Below are 20,714 nucleotides of genomic sequence, written 5' to 3' on the forward strand. Positions count from 1 at the left end.
GATGGATACCTGGCAGTAATGCGCCAGGTACCGTCCAATTTTTAGTCTACTATTTTTAATTTATCGCCAAGATCGCTCTTCAACTGTACTTCTAAATCATTTAACGCTTTTTCAGGTGTTTTCTTTCCAAGTTCCACTGCTTGAATTGCATTAAAGACTGCTTTTGAATAGGTAGGGAATCCTTCATGGTTCGGAAGGAATGTCGTATATTCCGTCATGTATGTTACATTTGCCAATGTTGCATGTGCTTTAAAGTTCAAGTGATCTGCAGCGCTTTTTGTAACAGGAAGATGGAATGTTTTTACGTCATGCTCCACTTGCAGTGCAGGATCAGCTACAAGCTCCAACAAACGTTTCACTAATTTAGGATGTTCGGTTTGTGATGAAACAGTATATACGAACGGGTGAGAAAGAGTAAGCGGTTTTCCGCCTTTTTCTGCAGCAGGAATTAACATCATGCCAAGGTGCTCATTGACCCATTTTTCATCAACTTTACCGAGTTTTTCATGGAAATTGTCTTGACTCCAGTTAAATACGTTCCAAATACCGCCGTAGTAGAACAACGTCTTACCGTTTACTACTGCCTTATGGATATTGCTCCATTCCATTTGAGTAAGATTGTCCGGAATTAATTTTTTCTGTGCAATTTCATAGTAATAATCTAATTGTTTTTTAACTGCTTTTTTATCTAGTACAATTTTATTTTCTTTAGGATCATATAATTTTCCACCAAAATCGTAAACCATTACATGAAAATCAGGACCATCTACTGGACGGTGAATAATGCCATATTGCGTTAATCCTTTTGTTTTTGCTTCTTCAGCTAATTTCGTCATATCGTCTAGTGTAAACTCACCATTCTTTACTTTTTCAGGAAGATCATTAATTTGCTTTTCGCTCCAACCAAGCTTTTTCAAGATATCTTTATTGTAGAAAACAGGACGTGCTTCAGTATCTTGCAGAGCACCCCAAATATGATCTTTATATGTTACAGAATCCCATAGAATCGGAAATACGTGTGAATATTCCTTAGATTTTTTTAAATCATCTAAAGGAAGTATGTAATTTCCATCCGATAACCAACCAATATTTTCATGTCCTGTTGCATAAATATCAGGCTCTTTTTTTGCCTTGAAAGCCAACATAAATTGTTTGGCATATTCTTCCCAACTGCCTTCAAATACTTTTGTTTTAACTTTTACTCGAATATCTTTTCCTTGTTTCTTTAATTCTTCATTTAGTTTTTCAGCGGCTTTTTCCAGATTTTCAACCCGAGTTGTTTCTGGCGCAGCTGTTTGAGCTTCAATCGTTACGACTTTAGAATTATTATTTGATTCACTTCCAGCCGACTGACTGTTCTGTTTACAACCAGAAAGAATTCCCATTGCGAGAACCAATGTAGACAAGACACATGCTGTAATTTTTTTCATCTATCCTCACCCCGTTTTATTAATAATTGTAAATTTCCAAGATGTAGAATGGATGAAATTATATCCTTATGGGGCAGTTCCCACACACCATAAATTTCCCATTTTTCCTCACCTCTATTTGTTTTATTATTTGGGAGATTCCTAGATTAAGAGGAGGAATGAAAAAAAACCTATTATCTTTATATGACCATTCCCGCATTTCAAAAAAAAATCATCATATTAGGCTTGGTCTAAAACATAGGTTATGTGGAAACCTTTATTCATTAAACTTACTTACCCAAAAGATATGATATTAAACATTTTTTATGGGATTGAATATGATTTTATATCGTTTTCAATCTATTTCCTCGTTTATAAAATCTGATATGATTCTTAGAAATGCCATTTGTTTCGGGGGTAAATTGGCAATCCTTTTTTGCAGTTTTAATTCTGATAAATAGTGGTAAAGCAAAGGATTTAAGTAATCATCGAGATTATAATGGAGCAAACAGCTTATAAAAATTTTAATCTCATTAAATAAAATAAGGCGGATTCAAAAAATCCGCCTAATATCTCCGCCTTATTTAGTGTAAAAAACCTAAACACTATATTTTATGAATCTACTATATTTTATACCATTTCGATTCGATCTTAACACCTGCGTCTTTAATTAAATTATAAACAGGGCATCTTTTTTCTACTTCTTCTTTTAATTCCTCTATTCGAGAATCAGATTCATCGGTTTTAAAAATAACCTCAAAATTCACATTTTGAAAATGCGGCGAAACTCCTTCCACTCCCATTAATCCTCGCAAATCTAGTGTTCCATCATTTTTAAACTCTACGCCTTGATAAGAAAAATTCTTTTCTTTAGCTATAAACGCAATCATTACAGAAGTACAGCTGGACAATGCACCTAATACATATTCAACAGGATTTGGCCCTTCATCAGTCCCTCCTAAACTTCTCGGTTCATCAACTATGAATGGAGAAAAATTTCTTATCGAAATGGAAGTTTTTAAGCCGCCTTCCCACTTTCCACTTGATTTTACCTTTATCAATTTTTCTGCTGCCATCTAATCCACCTCAAATTCCAAGTTAATTGATAGGTTTTATTATAAAATAATAATACGAAATTGTACATCTATTTATTATTTTCTGATATTTTAAAATTATGGAAAACGAAACATAATATTGCAGAAATTTTATAAAATTTTGGTAAATAAGTATTATAAAGGTGGATGGCAGCAATATTATACCAATTAATGATGACAATCCCCTGTGCCAACAACAATGCTGCGATAATTCAACTGGCTTAATTAAGATGATACCTATTCAATGTTTTATTCGTATCTTCTCTTTACTAAGAATATAACCCCATCTATTAGAAGTAACGATGTTTAAAAGATTCGAAGTGACCAATCGTTTCGTAAAAAATCTTTTCTTCACTAAAAGCAAGGCCCTATCATTTTTTAAAAAAGCATGAAAATCTCCGCTTTTCACTTTCAAATCGTTCACTAATTCTGCCGTTAGAACAGCACTTTGAGCCCATACCGCCTTATGTCTTGTTGGATGGTACTTATATAAGCTATATCCTCTTACTCCATCCAGAGCTTTTGTTTTTTCAATCAAACTTAATTGATCATTAGGAATTGGGTTGTTTACATAGGTTTGAATTTCTCCTTCATAATAATGAGCTGCAAAAAGAATGGAAGCTAAAAGGACAGTTCTTATCAAAAATCTTTCCTTCATCAAAATTTTACTAGCCAGAATCCCTATAATAATCGATAAAGGAGGATAAATAGGTAAAATATACCATATTATTTTCGTTTTAGCAAAAGTATACAATATGAAAGGAACGATTACCCATAAACAAAGGCCTATTATATAAGACTGATTTTCAGAATTGGACTTATCAAACAAAACATTGTTTTGAAAGTTATAGACTAAAATCATTCCCAATAAGATAGCGAGCCACAAAAAGTAAAAACGGCATAATACTATTCCATAGTAAGACTCATCTCCTACGTGGCCTTCTATTGGAACAGTTGATCTATGCAGCAAGTCATACTCAAACATATTTTTAAAAAAGGCAAAGCCGTCATATTGATATCTTATGACCGCCCAAATAAGAATCGGTGCCATCATGCACAAACATAAAGAAATCCATTTTTTATAAGATAATTTTCTTCCTGTAAATAGGAGATACAATCCCATAATGACAGCTATATTCCCTGCATGCCAACTTTTTGTTAAAAAGGCCAAAGAAAAGGCAAATCCCGAAACATATAACCATTTATCATTTTTGACAGAAAGCAGCAGAGATAAGATGGCTGCTGTAAATAAGAAAACAAAAAGGGAATCAGCATCACCGGTTCTTGCACTGTGATTGATTAAAAATTGTGTGCTTGTCGACAATGTTAACATCGATAATAGAGAAGCCAAATTTCCAAAATTCTTTTTTACAAAAATAGCCACTATTATAATCGTTAACATGGCACAAATGCCTGAGATTAATCGCAATCCTAATGCATTGAATCCCACCAATTTATAACCGGCCATAATTGCCCAATAACTAAGCGGGGGTTTTAAATTCCAATAATCCGCCTTATATCTATAAGTATTAACTATAAAATTGCCTTGTCTTAACATCTCATAGGCATTTACCCCGTGTCTCGCCTCATCCCAACTATAAATTGGAAATTTACCTAAATGATAAAAAATATTATAAAAAGCAATAGATAGCAATAGAAACGCGAGAAAAAAATAAATAAAATTAATTTTTCGATTTGACCAGTACATTAGCAAATCTCCTTGTTATCACAAATTTACATAAAAACAAACTTTTGACACGATCGCTCAAAACTTCTTTTTGCAAGTATACGCTAAAAATGCTTTAAAAAAAGGAAAAAGCCCCGTTACAAAAAAATGAAAACAAGGCTATAGTTATGCGATATCAATAATATTTCATCATTCCCGTATATGAATTTAGCATATAGTATTTAAATAACATATAAACTTTTAACAGAACATAACCTTATTGAGAGTATAACCAACTGATATAAAATCCCTAAAAATAACAGTTTAAAATTCCCAAAATTAATAGAGCCATGTTGCTTCTCCAATGATAGATTGCTAGTTAACCAAAATCATATTCAAAAGGAGGAGCTCAACTAATTGTTCATTATAGAAATTTTTATGATATACGTCAAAGAAAAAGCTAAGAACACTTTTTCTCTAAACAAAACAGGAATTCTTGTATAATAAATCGAATAAAGGAAATTAAACCATAACAAGGTTGGTAGTTTTAAGCTCATGCACGTTTTCCGATTGCTTTTACAACTAATCATTTAGGAAAGAAGGGCTACCCATTTATGAAAAGGATATTAATAAAATTGGGATATCAAGAAGGGGAACGATTACAGTTTTTAAGTAAAAGAGTTTGTGGACTTTGGCTGATTTGGGTTGCGTTAGTCATTTTAATAGGAACCCTTTTTGGTGGAGAGCAAAAAATAAACATGACTATATTTGATATTGGTTATATTACTGGTTTTTTCTTCATTTTCGTAAATAAAAGCTTGTATAAAAAATTGTCATTTGGTTCTCCGTCTATGTTTCAAAGAAAAATAACCACTATTTCATTAATTCTAATGTTTGTTTTACTCATCTTATTTGGAGGTCCTCATTTTCAAAATCATGATTATAGATTGATATGGCTTGGTGCTTTTTTAGCAATTGGAATTCATTTTATCCCTTTCTATTTTGTTCACGGAATATTAATGATACCACTCGCATTACTTTTAACCATTAACGCATTTGTAGGCATATATAACCCTAATATTGACTTTAAATACATTGCTTATATTGATATAGCTGTTAAAGTGTTTTTTGGAATAATTCTTCTATTTTCAAGAAAGCCTAAAGATATTGAATTAACTGATGGTATTAAGACGAGTATTTAATACTTTCTCGTACTGCGTGTCAATAACCTCAGCATCCTTGCACGCCTCTTTAATTAACTAAACTTTACATCCGGTTTACTTTTTCTAAACAAAATCAAGAAAAAATTGTGTTATTTTTAATTTATTGTTTATTATTGATTTGCATCGTCCTTCTAGTCTTTACACCAATAGTTCATGAAAACTTTATCCTTTGAAGCTAATTTAAATTGTCTTTCGCAAGTAGTTAATTCTGAATCTTAAAAAGATCAAGTCATTTTTATAAGGAGTATTTTATGAGTATATTTTTTCAGTCATTTAGAAAATTTTCATCATTTGAATTAAAAATACTGCTATGTTTCCTCTTGCCGCCACTTGGTATTTTTCTGTTATTAATTACCGGTCTACATACCATCAGTAAACAATGGAAGGAAAATAAGCGTTTCGTTTTTTCCTTGAGCTCCTTTTTTTTCCTATGCCTTTTTATCTCGACCATTGGAGCTGCTATTTCAATGAACGAAATATCTTATTTAAGTATTAGTGTGATGATTCTAGGATACTGGGGTCTATATTTAAAAATATTGGAGACTGAAAAGAATCAATTATTTCAGCATTTTCGATTGATTATGATTTTTGGGGGCGTATACTGCTGTGTGATAGGGTGGATTTCAAAATGGTATACCTTTCCCCCAGCCATCGGCTATTTAACGGGCACTGTGCTCTTCGGCCAAAGTGATCTTAAAGATTATAACCGCTTTATTGGCTGTGGATACAATCCAAACTTTACGGTATACATACTTTTAATTGCCATTTCCTTTATTTTGGCTTACCTGCTTGCAAGTTTACGGAACAATCGATTCGTCAGTTTAGTGTGGCATCTTCCTATAATACTCCTGCTAAGCTATGGTGTTGTTCAAACCGGATCAAGGGCAGGGTTTGCGTCGATGATTTTGATCTTTCTTATATTTATCTTGCGATTAAACCGTACTATCTTCATTATGAGTACTATCTTTAGCCTGTCGCTATCTAAATGGCTGCTGCATTTAATGCCTAGAAACGAGTCGGTAATTCAATCAATCCAAGTTAGGCATGACATCTGGAAAAGCGGCTATAAAATATGGCAGGATCATGCCTTCTTTGGTGTAACGCCAATCGGCTTTGGTAAAGAATATTTAAAGCATTACAATGAATTCATACCACATGCCCATAATATGTTAATTGGCATGTTTGCGGAGTATGGAGCACTAGGAGGATTGGCCTTATTATTTTTAATCTGTCTAAATATTGTAAAGTATATCCATTTATTCTTTCCAAAACGAAATAAAAAATGTTTATTAGACAGCTTTTTGCTCGGCTTACCCATTATCATTCTTACGGGAGTCTTTGACGAGCCCCTATTTTCACCGCAATTAGGTTTATTAACGGTTATATTGCTTGCTTGTTGGGATAGATATACTAAACGGATGCATTTTGCTATGGTATTTCCATCAATTTCAAGAATTAAATATTGGATTTATTTACATGTCAAGGCGCCAAAAAATCAAACGTAATAACGCCGCAACTCAATCAGCAGATTCCTTTTTTATCTGAAAGATTATACTAAGAGAATTTCAGGCCCTAATTAACGATACCTGAAATTCTCTTTTCTTTTATAACCAAATACCTGTCACCCCTAAGGTTCAACACCATTTGACAAACTTTAGGCAGTGACAGGTATTACGCTACGATCTTTCTTTTAGAGTTTCTTTCACTGATTTTATATCGGACACATTTTTTTTGGCCATTAGAATATAGCATAGCGCTGATGGTATAAGGAATATTTGCAGCAGCGATAAGGTCAAAATATAGCTAAAAGGTTCATGAAAGCGCATTGATATGATACGAAGCAAAACACCAACCCCTGCGTTTCCAATGGTTCTTCCTAAACTATTGGAAAGATTGGCAACACTAAAAGCTGTTCCTCTATGTTCCGGAAGATTAACGTCTGTTATCAAAGCCAGCCAATTTGGTGTGTTTGCAGATTGAGCGGCAGAAGCAAAAAACGATAAAACAAACAATAAAGCGATCCAAGGATTGGTGAATATTTGTTTAATCAAAGTGATTAAAATCAATAAAGGATTATGATTATTTGGCAAGTAAAGGTGATCCATTGGAATGTTAAACATCAGTATATAAAGGGGCATCGTCAGAAATACAAAGATTGCAGTTAAAAAAGCTCTCCCCTTATACGTTTTCATTTGCAATTTATCACCAAGATGGCCAAAATAAGCGGACGTCATCCCTCCAACTTGAAAAATAGCATAAAGGTAACCTGAGGCAATCATCGATGTTTCCAAACTATATCCCTGCTGTTGAATCTTATAAATAAATAAGGTTGGAATCCAAATGAGACTTCCTGTTGAAATATTCATAAAGAATGCCTGCAAAAATAGCCATACATTACTGCCTTTTAAAAGAATAGCTGGTAAATGCTTAGCTTCTATAATATAGCTGTATGATTGTCCACTTTTCATCAAGTTTTTTAACTCAGGATCTGATTGGCCTCTAGATGGTTCTTCTACAAAAAGATAAAGGATAATGAGAAAAAATCCGATAAAACTTACGATTTCAAAAGGCCATCTCCAACTTGTATCAGTTGCAGTTAAAGAAGCCATAACAGATCCCATAATACCACCCATGCCTTGTGCCATGCCCCAAAGACTTAAAACCAAACCACGTTTTTGATACGGAATACAATCCGTTAAGACACTGAACCCAATAGATGCAATGCAGCCTAGTCCCATTCCCGTTATTATTTGAAATAGTAAAAGTTGCATAAAGTTTTGGCTAATGGAGGTCAAGAATACAGATATAGCCCAAATAAGCGTTCCAATCATAATCAGTTTCTTGCGTCTAAATTTTCCTGAAAGATATCCCCAATAAACGGAAGAAATAGCTGTAACTAAAATATTAATAGCTGAAACAATTCCCAATTTTGCTACTCCCACGTCTAAATCCTTTGCTATATAAGGAAATAGAGGCGGGAATAATCCTATGATTATATTATCGAAAGCAGCTAGTGCAATAAAAACGAATATCGTATATATTAATTTTGCTTTAGAACGTTTCAATGATGATTAAAGCTCCTTTATCTATGTTTTTTTGCTGACGCTTCAAAATGTTTGTATTTAATATAGAATTATGGGATGATGAAAGAGTTAGATACGCTTTTTACTATAGATTTAAAACAAATGGAACGGCAGCGCAGCTCCGCCCCTTTTCCATATTTAAAAATAGCTAAATATTTTATCCATGTCGATTATTTAGTTTATATACATCCATATTTATTTGTTATGATTATAATATACGTCTTTAAGAAAGGCATGGTAAAATGGGCAAAAAAATATTAATCATTTCTTCTGAACATACAGGTCATGGGCATAAAAGCATAACAGAAGCATTGTGCGAAAAGATTGGAAATAACCGTGACATAAAAATACATGTCGTAGATGGCTTTTCGCTTGGCGGACAAACTCTGTTAAGCATCGGCAAACTTTACGGCCCGATCACGAGAAAAGCAGAAAATTTATGGAAGATGGTATATAATATATCATCTGATTACCCAAATTTAATTAATCATTTTATTGAAGAATTAATTAGGAAAAACTTTCTGAAATTATTGGAAGAAGTAAAACCAGATTTGATTTTATCAGTCCACCCTAATTTTAATGGTTCCGTATTAAATATTTTAGAGAAGCAATATATTAAGATTCCTTTTATTACACTTATTGCTGATCTTGTAAACATTAGTCCACTTTGGGCAGATAAAAGAGCCGATTTTATTATAAGTCCAACTGTCGAAGCTCGAGATAAGTGTATAGAATATGGAATCCCTGCTGAAAATATTAAAGTTTTAGGATTCCCGGTTCGAGCTAGGTTTTTTAGAAATAGCACAAATAAAAAAGTTTTTTATCGAAAAGATGCACCTTTAAAATGTTTAATCATGAGCGGTGGCGAAGGTGTAGGCAATATGAAAAAGATTGCTGAAATTCTGCTTGATCACTTTGATTGCACCGTTACTATTGTTGCAGGAAGAAATGTCAAACTAAAAGAAAAATTAGAGCACTCACTTCGAAGACAATACGGGGATAAAGTTAAGATTTACGGTTTTACAAAAAACATCCATGACCTCATGTTAGCTTCAGATATTGCTTTTACGAGAGGCAGCCCTAATGTCATGTTTGAAGCTATTGCTTCCAATACACCGATGATCATAACAGGTGCTTTACCCGGCCAAGAAGAGGACAATCCTTACTTTGCCGAAAAATCAAACCTTGGAGTGGTATGTAAAAATACAAATGAAATTAAACAGATTATCTCCAAATTACTTGAAAATGATGGTGAAGAACTAAATCATATTATAAATTGCCAAAGAAAATTTATAAATCCACATGCTGCAGAAGACATCTTACAGTTCATCATAAATGTTGAAGAACATTCATATGAAGCTGCTGCGCCAAGTTTTTCCTATAATTAAGCTCTGTTAATGTTGGTTTTTCACTAAAAAGAAAAAGGCTGATTTTTATCAGCTTTTTTGTTTGCCTTCTTTAATTGAGGAAAAACGAATCAGGCTAAAAAAAGCAAGGGGAAAGATTAACATGATAATCTTTCCTCCATTGCTTTTTTTAATTCAGCTAATCATTCTCATTTACTTATGATACGGCTCCCCCCTAATAATTCGAAACGCCCGATAGATTTGCTCTACCAAAATAAGCCTCATCAACTGATGTGGAAAAGTCATTTTTGAGAAGGATAGTTGTTCATTGGAACGTTTCAAGACTTCATTGCTTAGGCCAAGCGACCCTCCGATGACAAAGGCTATTTTGCTTTTACCGTATGTGGCGAGTTTGTCAAGGCTGTCGGCCAGTTCTTCGGACGATTTCATTTTTCCCTGGATCGCCAGTGCGATGACATATGCATCAGGGCTTAGTTTTGCTAAAATCCTTTCTCCTTCTTTTTGCTTTACTTGTTCCATTTCTGTATCGCTCAGGATTTCCGGCGCTTTTTCGTCCGGTACTTCGATGACTTCTACTTTTGCATAAGAAGAGAGCCGTTTTAAATATTCTTCAATTCCTTGCTTTAAATATTTTTCTTTCAATTTGCCAACGGTCACAATTGAGATATTCACAGTTTACCCTCACTTTACAAACAATTTACGAACAACATATCCACAACAGTTATCCACATATCAACATTTACTATCCACATCTTGTATGAGATCATTCGTTCGCCACAATATATACAGCTGGCTTTTCACAATATCCACAGGTTATTAACAGCTGTTTTTTGTCTGAAATTTTTGTTAATACTGGTGCTGTTTCATAGTCATCAACGATCACATCCAATGCCAATTCCACATGTTCTTCACAGCAATAAATCATCTTAAAACCCCTCTATATCAATGTTTTTCACTTTTCTAACAGTTTTAAAAACAATTAGCTATTTCATTATAATACACTTGCTGTTATAATCGTTTCTTATTTTTTATCGTATAAAATGAATGTATACTTATCCACAATTGTGGCCTTACTCGAAAAGAAAAAGCAGGACAGCTGTTTATGCCTCCTGCTTTTTAAGTTATCCACAATTTATAATTACAGCGACTCTCCGGTAAGCTTCAATGTTGTCTCTTTCAGCTTTCCATTCCGGTAAAATTTAATTTTTAATTTGTCGCCGATCTTCTTGTTATTATAAAGGTATTTGCGAAGATCAACGACATCTTTGATTTGTTTTCCATCCATCTCCACAATGACATCAAGCTCCCGAAGACCGGCTTTTGCTGCAGGTGAATTTGGAACAACTTCGCGAATTGCAGCGCCATAGTTGACATCTTTCGGCAGCTTCAATGCTTCTTGCTGATAATAAGCCGGAATTTCATTAACAGATTTGAGGTCTACACCCATGTATGGCCGTTTAACCTCTCCGAACTTCTCTAAATCGTCTATAATCGGTTTAGCAGAGTTGATCGGAATTGCCAATCCAATTCCCTCAACGGCCTGCTGGGCAATTTTCATCGAATTAATTCCAATTACTTGCCCCTCAATATTCACTAATGCACCTCCGCTGTTGCCAGGGTTAATCGCTGCATCTGTTTGGATAACTTCTGCCTGCCAGTCGACAATTCCGTCTTGGTTAAGATCAACCGGAATAGTGCGCCCCAGTCCCGAAATAATTCCCTCTGTAACCGAACCGGAAAAAGTCGGTCCGAGCGGGTTTCCTATTGCGATAACAGGTTCACCGGGCTTCAAATTATCGGAATTGCCGAATTGAGCGACACTTTTTACCTTTTTCCCATCAATCTCTAATACGGCTAAGTCTGACCAAATATCGGCTCCTCTAAGTTTAGCAGGCAGTTTTGTACCATCTGCTAAACTGACTTCAAGTTTGTTTGCGCCTTCCACTACGTGATTGTTCGTAACGACATACGCTTTGCCGCCCTCTTTTTTATAAATAACGCCTGAACCGGTACCGGCTGTTTCTTCTTGATCTTGTTCTTGATCCGACCAAAAGCTTGTCGATTGGATATTGGATACTCCAACAACAGCACCACGAACTTTGTCAACAGCCTGCGTTACGCCTGAAACAACATTTAGCTGGACATTTTTTGTAATTCCTGCCGTCTGGTTTGCATGATTATCCGCTTTTTCCTGCAAGTTGTTATCAGGTTGAATATTGTATGGCAGTAAATGTAAGTCGACTAATTTTGGGAATGAAACGATCACTAAGAATGCACCCAAAATAGCTGCTATTAAACTGGCAAGGAAATATCCCCCCAGTTTCCTTTTTGTTTTTTATAACGGTTTTCATAATCTTGATCATAATAGCCCACTTTACATCATTCCTTTCCTGCAAAACGAATACTAAAAATTATTCTTTCTTTCTATCCACAATTATACTCTTGCAGAAATGATTTTCTAACGAAAAGCATTACAAAATCAAGTTTTACGTCTTTTTTTTGTGGAAAAAGGGCGGAGCTGCGCCAACAAAAATAGAAATGTTAACTTGTCTAAAGCAAGAATCTTGTTTAGCTTTGTAAATAGTTAGATCCTGGCTTCGCTCACACCGCCTTTATTATGTTTGGTGATGTTTTAAAATGAGACCTATTTCCATGTTTGGGTTGGGAATAAAAACTCATGCAAGTTTTCTATAAATTTTCCTACTGAATAATAGAATATTCGGCCAACGGATAAGGAGAATAATAAAAGAAGGAATGAAAAAGCCACTTTCATTCGGGCTTTCATTCCTTCTTTTATCTAACTCGTTAACCTATAAACCTTTAAACAGCGGTCAAAACGGTTGGAATTTTTGGATCTGTATCATAGAGGCTGAATTGTTCTCCGACAATAAATCCTTTTCTTTCTAGAATTTGTGTTACTGACATTCGAGCCAAGTCTTTTAAATTGTTATCTTTGCTAAGATGAGCAAGGTAAATACGTTTTGTATGATCTCCGATCACCTCGCTCATGGCGATGGCTGCATCTTCATTTGATACATGTCCAAAATCACTTAAAATACGCCTTTTTACATTCCATGGATACCGGCCCATCCGCAGCATTTCAACATCATGGTTGCTTTCAAATACATATATATCCGCATTGGAGATAATTCCTTTCATACGGTCGCTGACATAACCGGTATCGGTAATGAGCACGAGCTTTTTTCCTTCATGATGAAATATATAAAACATAGGCTCAGCTGCATCGTGAGATACGCCAAACGATTCAATATCGAGAGAACCAAAGCTCTTTACTGTTTCCATTTCAAACGTGAATTTTTGATCTAGTGGGATATCCCCAATTAACCCATCCATTGCTTTCCATGTTTTTTCATTTGCGAATATCGGAACATTATATTTTCGGGCGACAACCCCTAAGCCTTTAATATGATCACTGTGCTCATGCGTAATAAGAATTCCTGAAAGCTTGTCCATACTTCGATCGATTTTCTGAAACAAACCTTCCATCTGTTTTCCGCTCAATCCTACATCAACAAGAAAGGAATGTTCCTCTGTCTCCACATAGATCGCATTTCCCGTACTCCCGCTGGCGAGAACACTAAAATGCATCGTCATATCATTTTCACTCCATTAATTTTTTTTCATCGTTGTTTAATTCAATAATTTGCCCTTCAAATGCATTTACTAATAAGTTCTCTTTCTCATTAACAACAAACCTCCAGACAGGAGTTAACACTTGAGATGCCGTAAAAATTTCATATGTATAATAACCAAGCTCAACTTTTGTTATTTTGCTTCCCGGCTCCAGCACCCCTTTTTGATAAAGAGTTTCAAGCGCCTTTAAAGGGCTGATCACTTCTTCCTTTTCAGCCATTTCCTCGATATTCTCAAGCAATGTCTGCCTGTATGAAATGATTTGATTTTTATCATTTAGGAAAAACTCAAGAGATCCGTTTTTATTGCAATATATAAATTTATCCTGATACTTTTGATAGTAAATAATTTTCTTATCTTTTTCTGAGAATTCCCAGAATGCATACTTGTCACCGTAGAGAATATTGTTTTTTATAAACGCATTCATCTCGGCCGGTTCAAACTTTTCACCTAATTGAAACGGTTTGTCAAAAGTTCCGTGAATCGTCGTGCCATCTACGATCGAAACGGTTTGTCCGCTTAAATTCATCGTTTCTTCTGCTGTGAATGTTTTTGGTTTCGCACTGACATATTGATCTTTAATCGAACCCTTCGGCAATACCGGATACTTGATTTTATCAGCTGCCAACTTATCTTCAATCGATGTTTCTGTAATCAATTCATATTGGTTTTGAGCACGAACTTTCAAAAACTCATACGTAAGATAAATATCCAGAACGAGAAAGGTTAAAATAAAGATTGTTTTGATTTTACTCCAATCCAAGTTTAACCCCTCCTCGTTCGTCTTTTACGATCCTTCCCCATGCATTATCATACTTGTAATACCAGTAAGGGGTAAACACAAGGTGCCTTGAGGATTGCTGGTCAATTGATATCCTGTAGCCAATTACCATGTCCTGAAGCTTTTCTGGTTTAAACCCTTTACTTTTTTGGAGAAATTCAAGCGCTTCTTGGCCTGAATCAAGCACCACTTCACTTATTTCATTGTTCAATGGGACATCAAGACCAAAGTTAGGGCGGAAATAGCGATAAATATCATTTTGACCCCATATTAGTTCAAGTTCTGACAAACCATTTTCATTAAAAACAGGGTATCCTTCTAAATCATAAAGCCTGAAAATAACTTTTTGATTGATCTCGTCCATTCCTGCATAGCGGTAAGAATCCGTCCATCCACCATGTGCGTTTATATAATCGATGCTTCTTTGCAGCAAATCTACCGGACCTTTTAAATATTCGCTTTCTTCTTGTGGATTAACAAAAGAAAGCATTTTCATATCATTGTCGACCGTCATCATGCTGGATTCACCAATATATTCTTCTTTGCCTGGCCCTACATTTTTTTGGACAAACCTCGGATCGTGGAAAAGTGCTTCTGCAAATTTTTCCGAGCTTAAATTATAAGAATAATATTTATACTTTTTCATTTTCGGTTTTTCCACCGGCAGAAAAATGCTCCGATAATTTGTTGCTTTATATTCAAAATAACGGGGGTATTGATTCGATTGCTTGTAAAATTTTTGATTAAATTCTTTTAAATGGGCTGAACTGACGTGGCTGACATATACTTGCTGCTCTTCTTTAGTTCCATAACGGACGAAATAAACAATTCCGTCCTCTCCTTCTTTATTGTCCGCATCAATTACAATACGGTTAAATTTGAACTTTGGCAGGTTTCGGTCTTCGATGCTTAATACCGTTTTATATAATTCAATCGGAACTACATCTGGAAAAACAATCTCTACATTCCCATCTGCATGGACAAATTCAGGTAATTGATGAATTTGGTTTGTAATGTTTTTGATCCCATAAAAGCTCCACGTGCTTAATTCCCGAATAATTTTATCAATATAAGCGTTAGAAACCGTACCATAATGGTTGCCTTGATAATGAAAAAGAATTCGATCAGGTTTTACCACTTTGTTTACTTCTTTCTTAGCACCGATCTCGACTTCTCCAATATAGTTTGATTTTTCCATTGTGTCAAAATTCGGTTGGTACGTCCAAATATTCCACGTTAACACAACACTTAAGATCACTAAAACCATTAAAATGGCGGATTTTATATTTTCATATGTCATGACCATTCATCCTCTTCTGAGCGATCAACAGGCAGAGTAAAATAAATAGTTGTTCCTTTTCCTTCGACGCTCGTTGCCCAAATGTTTCCTCCATGGGCTTTGACCATTTCTTTCGCTATCGCGAGCCCCAGTCCTGTGCCGCCCAGCTTTCTTGAGCGAGCCTTATCAACCCGATAAAAACGCTCAAAAATCTTTTCTATATTTTCTTTCGGAATTCCAACCCCCTGGTCGGAAATGCTGATCAAGATTTGTTCTTCCTGCTCTTCTACTTTAAATGTGATCTGGCCGCCTTCTGGAGAATATTTTAGTGCATTTGAAATGATATTATCTAGAATTTGAGTAAGCTTATCTTCATCTGCTTCAACAAAAATAGGACGTTTCGGAAGAAGGCGCTTAAACGTAACATTTTGTTCTTTCGTCATTTCAAACCGATCGATAATTCGATGGAAAAACTCAATAAAGTCAATCCACTCTTTCTTTAACTTGTAATCTTTGCTGTCCATTTTCGATAATTGCAGCAAATCATTCACAAGGCGAATCATCCGCTCTGTTTCCGTTTGTGCAACATTTAGAAAGTGAGGAGCAAGCTCTTCGTCTTTCCATGCTCCTTCTGCGAGAGCCTCGAGATAACTTCTCATTGTCGTAAGCGGCGTCCGCAATTCATGTGATACATTAGCGACAAATTCGCGGCGTTCCATTTCAATTTTTTCTTGATCTGTAATATCATGCAATACAGTAATAAGACCGTTGACAAAGCCGGTTTCTTTTTGAATAACCGAAAAATTAGCCCGTAAAATATACGGAGTATTTTTCGTACTGTAATCTAAAATGACTGATTCACGCTCTTCGAGTAATTTTTCAAATGTATATTCTTCTTCCAGATCGAGAAGTTCGAGAATGGATTGGGATAATACTGTTTCACGTGAAACATTCAGCATTTCCGCCGCAGGTTCATTAATTAAAATAACCCTGCCCCGCCGGTCGGTTGCAATAACACCATCCGTCATATAAGAGAGAACCGATGATAACTTTCTTCGTTCTCCTTCCGTCGTTGCCTGCGCTTCCTGAAGTTTTTTTGTCAAGTTGTTAAAAGTTATGGCAAGCTGTCCGATTTCATCATATCCATAAACCTTAACTTTACGGGAAAAGTTTCCTTTCGCCATGGCGAGAGCCTGTCTTCTCATGTCCGCAATCGGCCTTGTGATTGTCCGGGCCAAAAGGACACCGAGAACCGCTGTAATAGCGAGGGCGATGGCTGTTCCGGTAACAAAGATTTTATTGATATCTTTCATTTGTTCAAAAACATTTTCAATTTTTGCTACCAAATATACAGCTCCAATAACTTCTCGATTATGTTTAATCGGAGTAGAAAGAACCCATATTCGATATCCGTACTTCGGATCAATCCTTACTGAATCCTGGGGCTCTCCAAGAACAATCGATCTTTTAACTAAAACATCTGTCATTCTTTGATCGACTAAATCCTGATGGTTCGGATCGGCACCGATAATTTTCAAATTATTATCGACAACCCGGACTTCAGAGATCTCTCCTCCGGAAAAGTCTTTTAAAAGGTCCTTTACTTCATCTTTAAGAAGAGGGTCATCTTTCCCTCGCACTTTTTGAATTTCTTCTTCAAGATTGTAGGAGAGCAAGTCCACTCGTTTTTCAATCGATGTGTAAAAGTTTTCTTTCAAATTTTTTTCTAGCTCTCTCACAAAGTAAACACCGATAATTTGAATCGCAACCAAAATAAGAAGAACATAGATGGTCACAAACTTTAAATGAATCGAACGAAAAATACCAACTTTTTTCATTGGCAAATCTTACTCCTGCTCGGGATTTCGCAAATAATACCCGACCCCTCTTCGTGTTACAATCCAAATTGGATGGCTCGGATTATCCTCAATTTTTTCACGCAGACGCCGAACCGTAACATCGACTGTTCTTACATCACCATAATAATCATAGCCCCAGACTGTCTGAAGCAAATGTTCCCTTGTCATCACCTGGCCGATATGCTTTGCCAGATAATGCAGCAACTCAAATTCCCGGTGAGTTAATTCAATGGTTTCGCCTCTTTTTGAAACAACATACGCATCAGGTTGGATCACTAAAGACCCTACCGTAATCTCATTTGACTCTTCTTCTTCACCAGGTTTTGAAGCAATTTGCTGGTGGCGGCGAAGATTTGCTTTTACCCTTGCAATCAATTCTCTTGTGCTGAATGGCTTGGTCACATAATCATCTGCCCCAAGCTCAAGACCTAACACTTTATCAATTTCTGAATCCTTTGCAGTAAGCATAATAATAGGCATTTCATATTTTTTCCTAACTTCCCTGCACACTTCTATACCATCTCTTTGTGGAAGCATAATATCCAGCAAGATTAAATCAGGCTGAATTTCTTCAACCATTTCAATAGCTGTGTTGCCATCATAAGCGCAATAAACGTCAAATCCTTCTTTTTTTAGATTAAATTGCAAAATATCTGCAATTGGTTTTTCATCATCCACAACTAGAATTTTCTTCTCCATACCCGTTTCTCCTTTTTATAAAATTAGGTCTCTTTGTATATTAAAACCGTTCTATTTTGAGTTATCATTTCCCCACTTTACTTTACCATGTTATACATCTAAATTTCATCTATTAAAAAAACTTATCAATTCTATTATAATTCAATGTAAAAAAGTCTCTAGTTCAAACTAGAGACTTCCATATATTGTTTTCCTCAATTTAGTGATGATCATGTAACAAAAAAGGGAGCATTTTATTCTACGCTCCCAAGATGGCTCGGGACGGAATCGAACCGCCGACACAAGGATTTTCAGTCCTTTGCTCTACCGACTGAGCTACCGAGCCATTATCATTATTACTCCCTAAACTATTTTTTGTATAAAGTGGCGGTCCCGACGGGAATCGAACCCGCGATCTCCTGCGTGACAGGCAGGCATGTTAACCGCTACACTACGGGACCTAAAATATGTAAATTTGATGATGAGCAAGGAAACCGTCCTTGCCAGCTTCTTACCCATCACCAATATATGCCGATGACCCGTACGGGATTCGAACCCGTGTTACCGCCGTGAAAGGGCGGTGTCTTAACCACTTGACCAACGGGCCATCATAAGATGGTGAGCCATGGAGGATTCGAACCTCCGACCCTCTGATTAAAAGTCAGATGCTCTACCGACTGAGCTAATGGCTCTTGGTTTTATTACACTCCAAGTTTTTTCTTCGACGCCATTTCCAAGAAGTATATTCACATATAGTTCAACGGACGTCCCGATCTCGGTATGTTTATTCAAGCAGCAGCTCGATCGGTACGCTGTTGCTTTTTCTTCGCAGCCTTTTCGGTCGTGCTCTACCGACTGAGCTAACGGCTCTTGGTTTTAGTATTTTTGACGACGTTTTTTATATTAGCATAATAGTTAATATTTAAGCAATGTTTTTTTGAAAACTTTTTTTCTATTTCACTAATATTGAATAAAATTCTTCCAAAGCATTGATATAACTGAATTTATAACACTTAAAAAAATGCATTGGAGTGAAGAATCCAATGCATTTAAGAAGTTTTTTCAGGTTTGCCTACCGGCTGATTTGTAGTTTCAACGCGGGCATTTCCCATCAAAAACACAAAAACAGCCGCAATTACAATTGGTATTAAAGCAACCATAAAAGTATACGTAATCGAATCCGACATGGCGTTTACGATTTTATCTAAAATAAAATCAGGAATTTTTGCGCGTTCACCAGATTGGAAAAGCTGTTGCGGGTCTTCGACATTCATCTTGGGCTGTCCAAAAGCTTCCTGACTGCCGATGCCTTTCATTCCTTTGAACGCTTCCTTCATTTTATCTATAAAAATATTGCTCTGAATTGATCCGAAAATAGTAATTCCCACTGTCATCCCGAATGAACGGAGGAATGCGTTTGTTGAGTTTGCTGTTCCTCGGTAGCGCGGTTCTAAATTGTGAATTGAAGCTGTCGGCAATATTGAGAATGAGAAGCCAATCCCAAACCCGGCGATAATCATATAAATTGTCAATAGTGTGCGGCTTGTATCTGGAGTAAGCGTACTAAGCAGATACATTCCAATAAAGTAAGATAGTATAGAAACAATCATTAAATTGCGGAAACTCGTTTTTGTTAGGAAGGAACCACCAATGCCGCTGCCTGCGACTGAGCCTAGCATCATCGGTGTCAGGATAAACCCTGCATTTGTTGCAGAGCCTCCATATACCGCTTGAACGAATATTGGAATAAATACAGTTAATATAATAAAAGTGGCACCATAAAGAAACGCCAGTATTTGCGAAAACGCAAATAATCGTTTTTTAAACAGCCAGAATGAAATAATAGGATTTTTTGCGATCCGTTCGATTATAAAAAAGGCAATAAAGAAAATGCCAAAGCTGACAAATAAACTAATGATTTGGATGGAATCCCAGTCATACTCTTTGCCGCCCAATTCAAGGGCAAACATCAGGCTGACTACCGAAACAACAAGTGTAATCGCACCCCACCAGTCAATTGCTTGCTTTTGGTGTTGTGATGACTCTTTGTAATAACGAAGAACTAAGAATAAAGAAACTAATCCGATAGGCACGTTCACATAAAAAACCCAATGCCAGCTAATATAGTCCGTAATATAAGCGCCCAATAAGGGTCCCAGTACACTTGAAGTTCCAAATACTGCACCAAAAAGCCCTGTCATTTTCCCTCGCTTTTCAGGTGGAAAAATATCAAAGATAATCGTGAAGGCGATTGGCATTAAAGCTCCGCCGCCAATTCCTTGAATTGCACGGTAAATGCTTAATTGGACAATGTTTTGTGAAATTCCGCATAAAGCAGATCCAATTAAAAAAACTGCCAGACCGAAGATAAAAAAACGTTTCCGTCCGTACATATCGGAAAGCTTCCCAAAAATAGGCATTCCTGCCATTGTTGTAACCATATAAGCAGATGTCACCCAGACAAATTTATCAAATCCCCCCAAATCGGAAACGATAGTTCCCATTGCAGTAGCAACAATGGTGTTATCCATCGCAGCCATTAATATTCCCAAAAGCAGGCCAGCCACAATGAATTTAATGTTTTTCTCTTGATCAACCATTCATTTTCTCCTTTCCTAAGT

At 36.0% G+C, this 20,714-nt stretch carries 16 protein-coding genes and 4 tRNA genes; 3 read left to right on the plus strand and 17 right to left on the minus strand.

The window, feature by feature from the left end:
* Positions 1-41: 41 nt before the first annotated feature.
* The 3 genes from BMMGA3_RS15980 to BMMGA3_RS15990 form a co-directional block, all read right to left on the minus strand.
* The gene (locus BMMGA3_RS15980) at positions 42-1,430 is read right to left on the minus strand and encodes a sugar ABC transporter substrate-binding protein (protein WP_003347005.1); all 1,389 of its coding nucleotides are present in this window, start codon (positions 1,428-1,430) and stop codon (positions 42-44) included.
* Positions 1,431-2,032: 602 nt separating this feature from the next.
* Entirely contained in the window at positions 2,033-2,485 is a 453-nt protein-coding gene (locus BMMGA3_RS15985; RefSeq protein ID WP_003347008.1) for an OsmC family protein, read from the minus strand.
* A gap of 259 nt (positions 2,486-2,744) precedes the next feature.
* Complete coding sequence (locus BMMGA3_RS15990) at positions 2,745-4,157, minus strand: ArnT family glycosyltransferase (protein WP_237712809.1); 1,413 nt, start codon at positions 4,155-4,157, stop codon at positions 2,745-2,747.
* A 626-nt stretch (positions 4,158-4,783) separates the two neighbouring features.
* Here BMMGA3_RS15990 and BMMGA3_RS15995 point away from each other — a divergent pair.
* A complete protein-coding gene (locus BMMGA3_RS15995; RefSeq protein WP_003347012.1) occupies positions 4,784-5,371 on the plus strand; it encodes a DUF6609 family protein in 588 nt (195 codons plus the stop codon).
* A 488-nt stretch (positions 5,372-5,859) separates the two neighbouring features.
* Entirely contained in the window at positions 5,860-6,897 is a 1,038-nt protein-coding gene (locus tag BMMGA3_RS16000) for an O-antigen ligase family protein (RefSeq protein WP_155815495.1), read from the plus strand.
* Between the two features lie 171 nt (positions 6,898-7,068).
* Here BMMGA3_RS16000 and BMMGA3_RS16005 read toward each other — a convergent pair whose 3' ends face one another.
* A complete protein-coding gene (locus BMMGA3_RS16005) occupies positions 7,069-8,457 on the minus strand; it encodes an MFS transporter (protein WP_003347017.1) in 1,389 nt (462 codons plus the stop codon).
* A 260-nt stretch (positions 8,458-8,717) separates the two neighbouring features.
* Here BMMGA3_RS16005 and BMMGA3_RS16015 point away from each other — a divergent pair, with 260 nt between their 5' ends.
* On the plus strand, positions 8,718-9,863 hold the full coding sequence (locus BMMGA3_RS16015; RefSeq protein WP_003347020.1) for an MGDG synthase family glycosyltransferase: 1,146 nt from the start codon (positions 8,718-8,720) through the stop codon (positions 9,861-9,863).
* 171 nt (positions 9,864-10,034) lie between these two features.
* Here BMMGA3_RS16015 and rlmH read toward each other — a convergent pair whose 3' ends face one another.
* The 13 genes from rlmH to BMMGA3_RS16075 form a co-directional block, all read right to left on the minus strand.
* Positions 10,035-10,514, minus strand: coding sequence for a 23S rRNA (pseudouridine(1915)-N(3))-methyltransferase RlmH (gene rlmH / locus BMMGA3_RS16020; RefSeq protein WP_003347022.1), 480 nt, complete (start codon positions 10,512-10,514; stop codon positions 10,035-10,037).
* Positions 10,515-10,605: 91 nt separating this feature from the next.
* Positions 10,606-10,767, minus strand: coding sequence for a CxxH/CxxC protein (locus BMMGA3_RS17635; RefSeq protein ID WP_003347024.1), 162 nt, complete (start codon positions 10,765-10,767; stop codon positions 10,606-10,608).
* Between the two features lie 213 nt (positions 10,768-10,980).
* Complete coding sequence (locus BMMGA3_RS16025) at positions 10,981-12,108, minus strand: S1C family serine protease (RefSeq protein ID WP_003347026.1); 1,128 nt, start codon at positions 12,106-12,108, stop codon at positions 10,981-10,983.
* Positions 12,109-12,662: 554 nt separating this feature from the next.
* Positions 12,663-13,457, minus strand: a complete 795-nt coding sequence (locus tag BMMGA3_RS16030) for an MBL fold metallo-hydrolase (protein ID WP_003347028.1) — start codon at positions 13,455-13,457, stop codon at positions 12,663-12,665.
* A 7-nt stretch (positions 13,458-13,464) separates the two neighbouring features.
* Positions 13,465-14,259 carry a two-component system regulatory protein YycI gene (locus BMMGA3_RS16035; protein WP_003347030.1) on the minus strand — a complete coding sequence of 265 codons (795 nt, stop codon included), beginning with the start codon at positions 14,257-14,259 and terminating at the stop codon, positions 13,465-13,467.
* Positions 14,246-15,577 carry a YycH family regulatory protein gene (locus tag BMMGA3_RS16040; RefSeq protein WP_003347032.1) on the minus strand — a complete coding sequence of 444 codons (1,332 nt, stop codon included), beginning with the start codon at positions 15,575-15,577 and terminating at the stop codon, positions 14,246-14,248. Before BMMGA3_RS16040 ends, BMMGA3_RS16035 begins: the two co-directional genes overlap by 14 nt.
* Positions 15,574-17,394: a cell wall metabolism sensor histidine kinase WalK gene (walK, locus tag BMMGA3_RS16045; protein WP_003347040.1), complete on the minus strand. Its 1,821-nt coding sequence runs from the start codon at positions 17,392-17,394 to the stop codon at positions 15,574-15,576. Before walK ends, BMMGA3_RS16040 begins: the two co-directional genes overlap by 4 nt.
* Before the next feature lie 9 nt (positions 17,395-17,403).
* The gene (gene yycF / locus BMMGA3_RS16050) at positions 17,404-18,114 is read right to left on the minus strand and encodes a response regulator YycF (RefSeq protein WP_003347041.1); all 711 of its coding nucleotides are present in this window, start codon (positions 18,112-18,114) and stop codon (positions 17,404-17,406) included.
* 252 nt (positions 18,115-18,366) lie between these two features.
* Positions 18,367-18,439 (minus strand) — tRNA-Phe (locus BMMGA3_RS16055).
* A 39-nt stretch (positions 18,440-18,478) separates the two neighbouring features.
* Positions 18,479-18,554: transfer RNA gene (locus tag BMMGA3_RS16060), tRNA-Asp, on the minus strand.
* Positions 18,555-18,628: 74 nt separating this feature from the next.
* Positions 18,629-18,700, minus strand: a tRNA-Glu gene (locus tag BMMGA3_RS16065).
* 9 nt (positions 18,701-18,709) lie between these two features.
* Positions 18,710-18,785, minus strand: a tRNA-Lys gene (locus BMMGA3_RS16070).
* A gap of 357 nt (positions 18,786-19,142) precedes the next feature.
* Positions 19,143-20,693 carry an MDR family MFS transporter gene (locus BMMGA3_RS16075; RefSeq protein ID WP_003347043.1) on the minus strand — a complete coding sequence of 517 codons (1,551 nt, stop codon included), beginning with the start codon at positions 20,691-20,693 and terminating at the stop codon, positions 19,143-19,145.
* Positions 20,694-20,714: the final 21 nt, after the last annotated feature.

This window comes from Bacillus methanolicus MGA3 (assembly GCF_000724485.1).
Taxonomy (GTDB): Bacteria; Bacillota; Bacilli; order Bacillales; family Cytobacillaceae; genus Bacillus_Z; species Bacillus_Z methanolicus_A.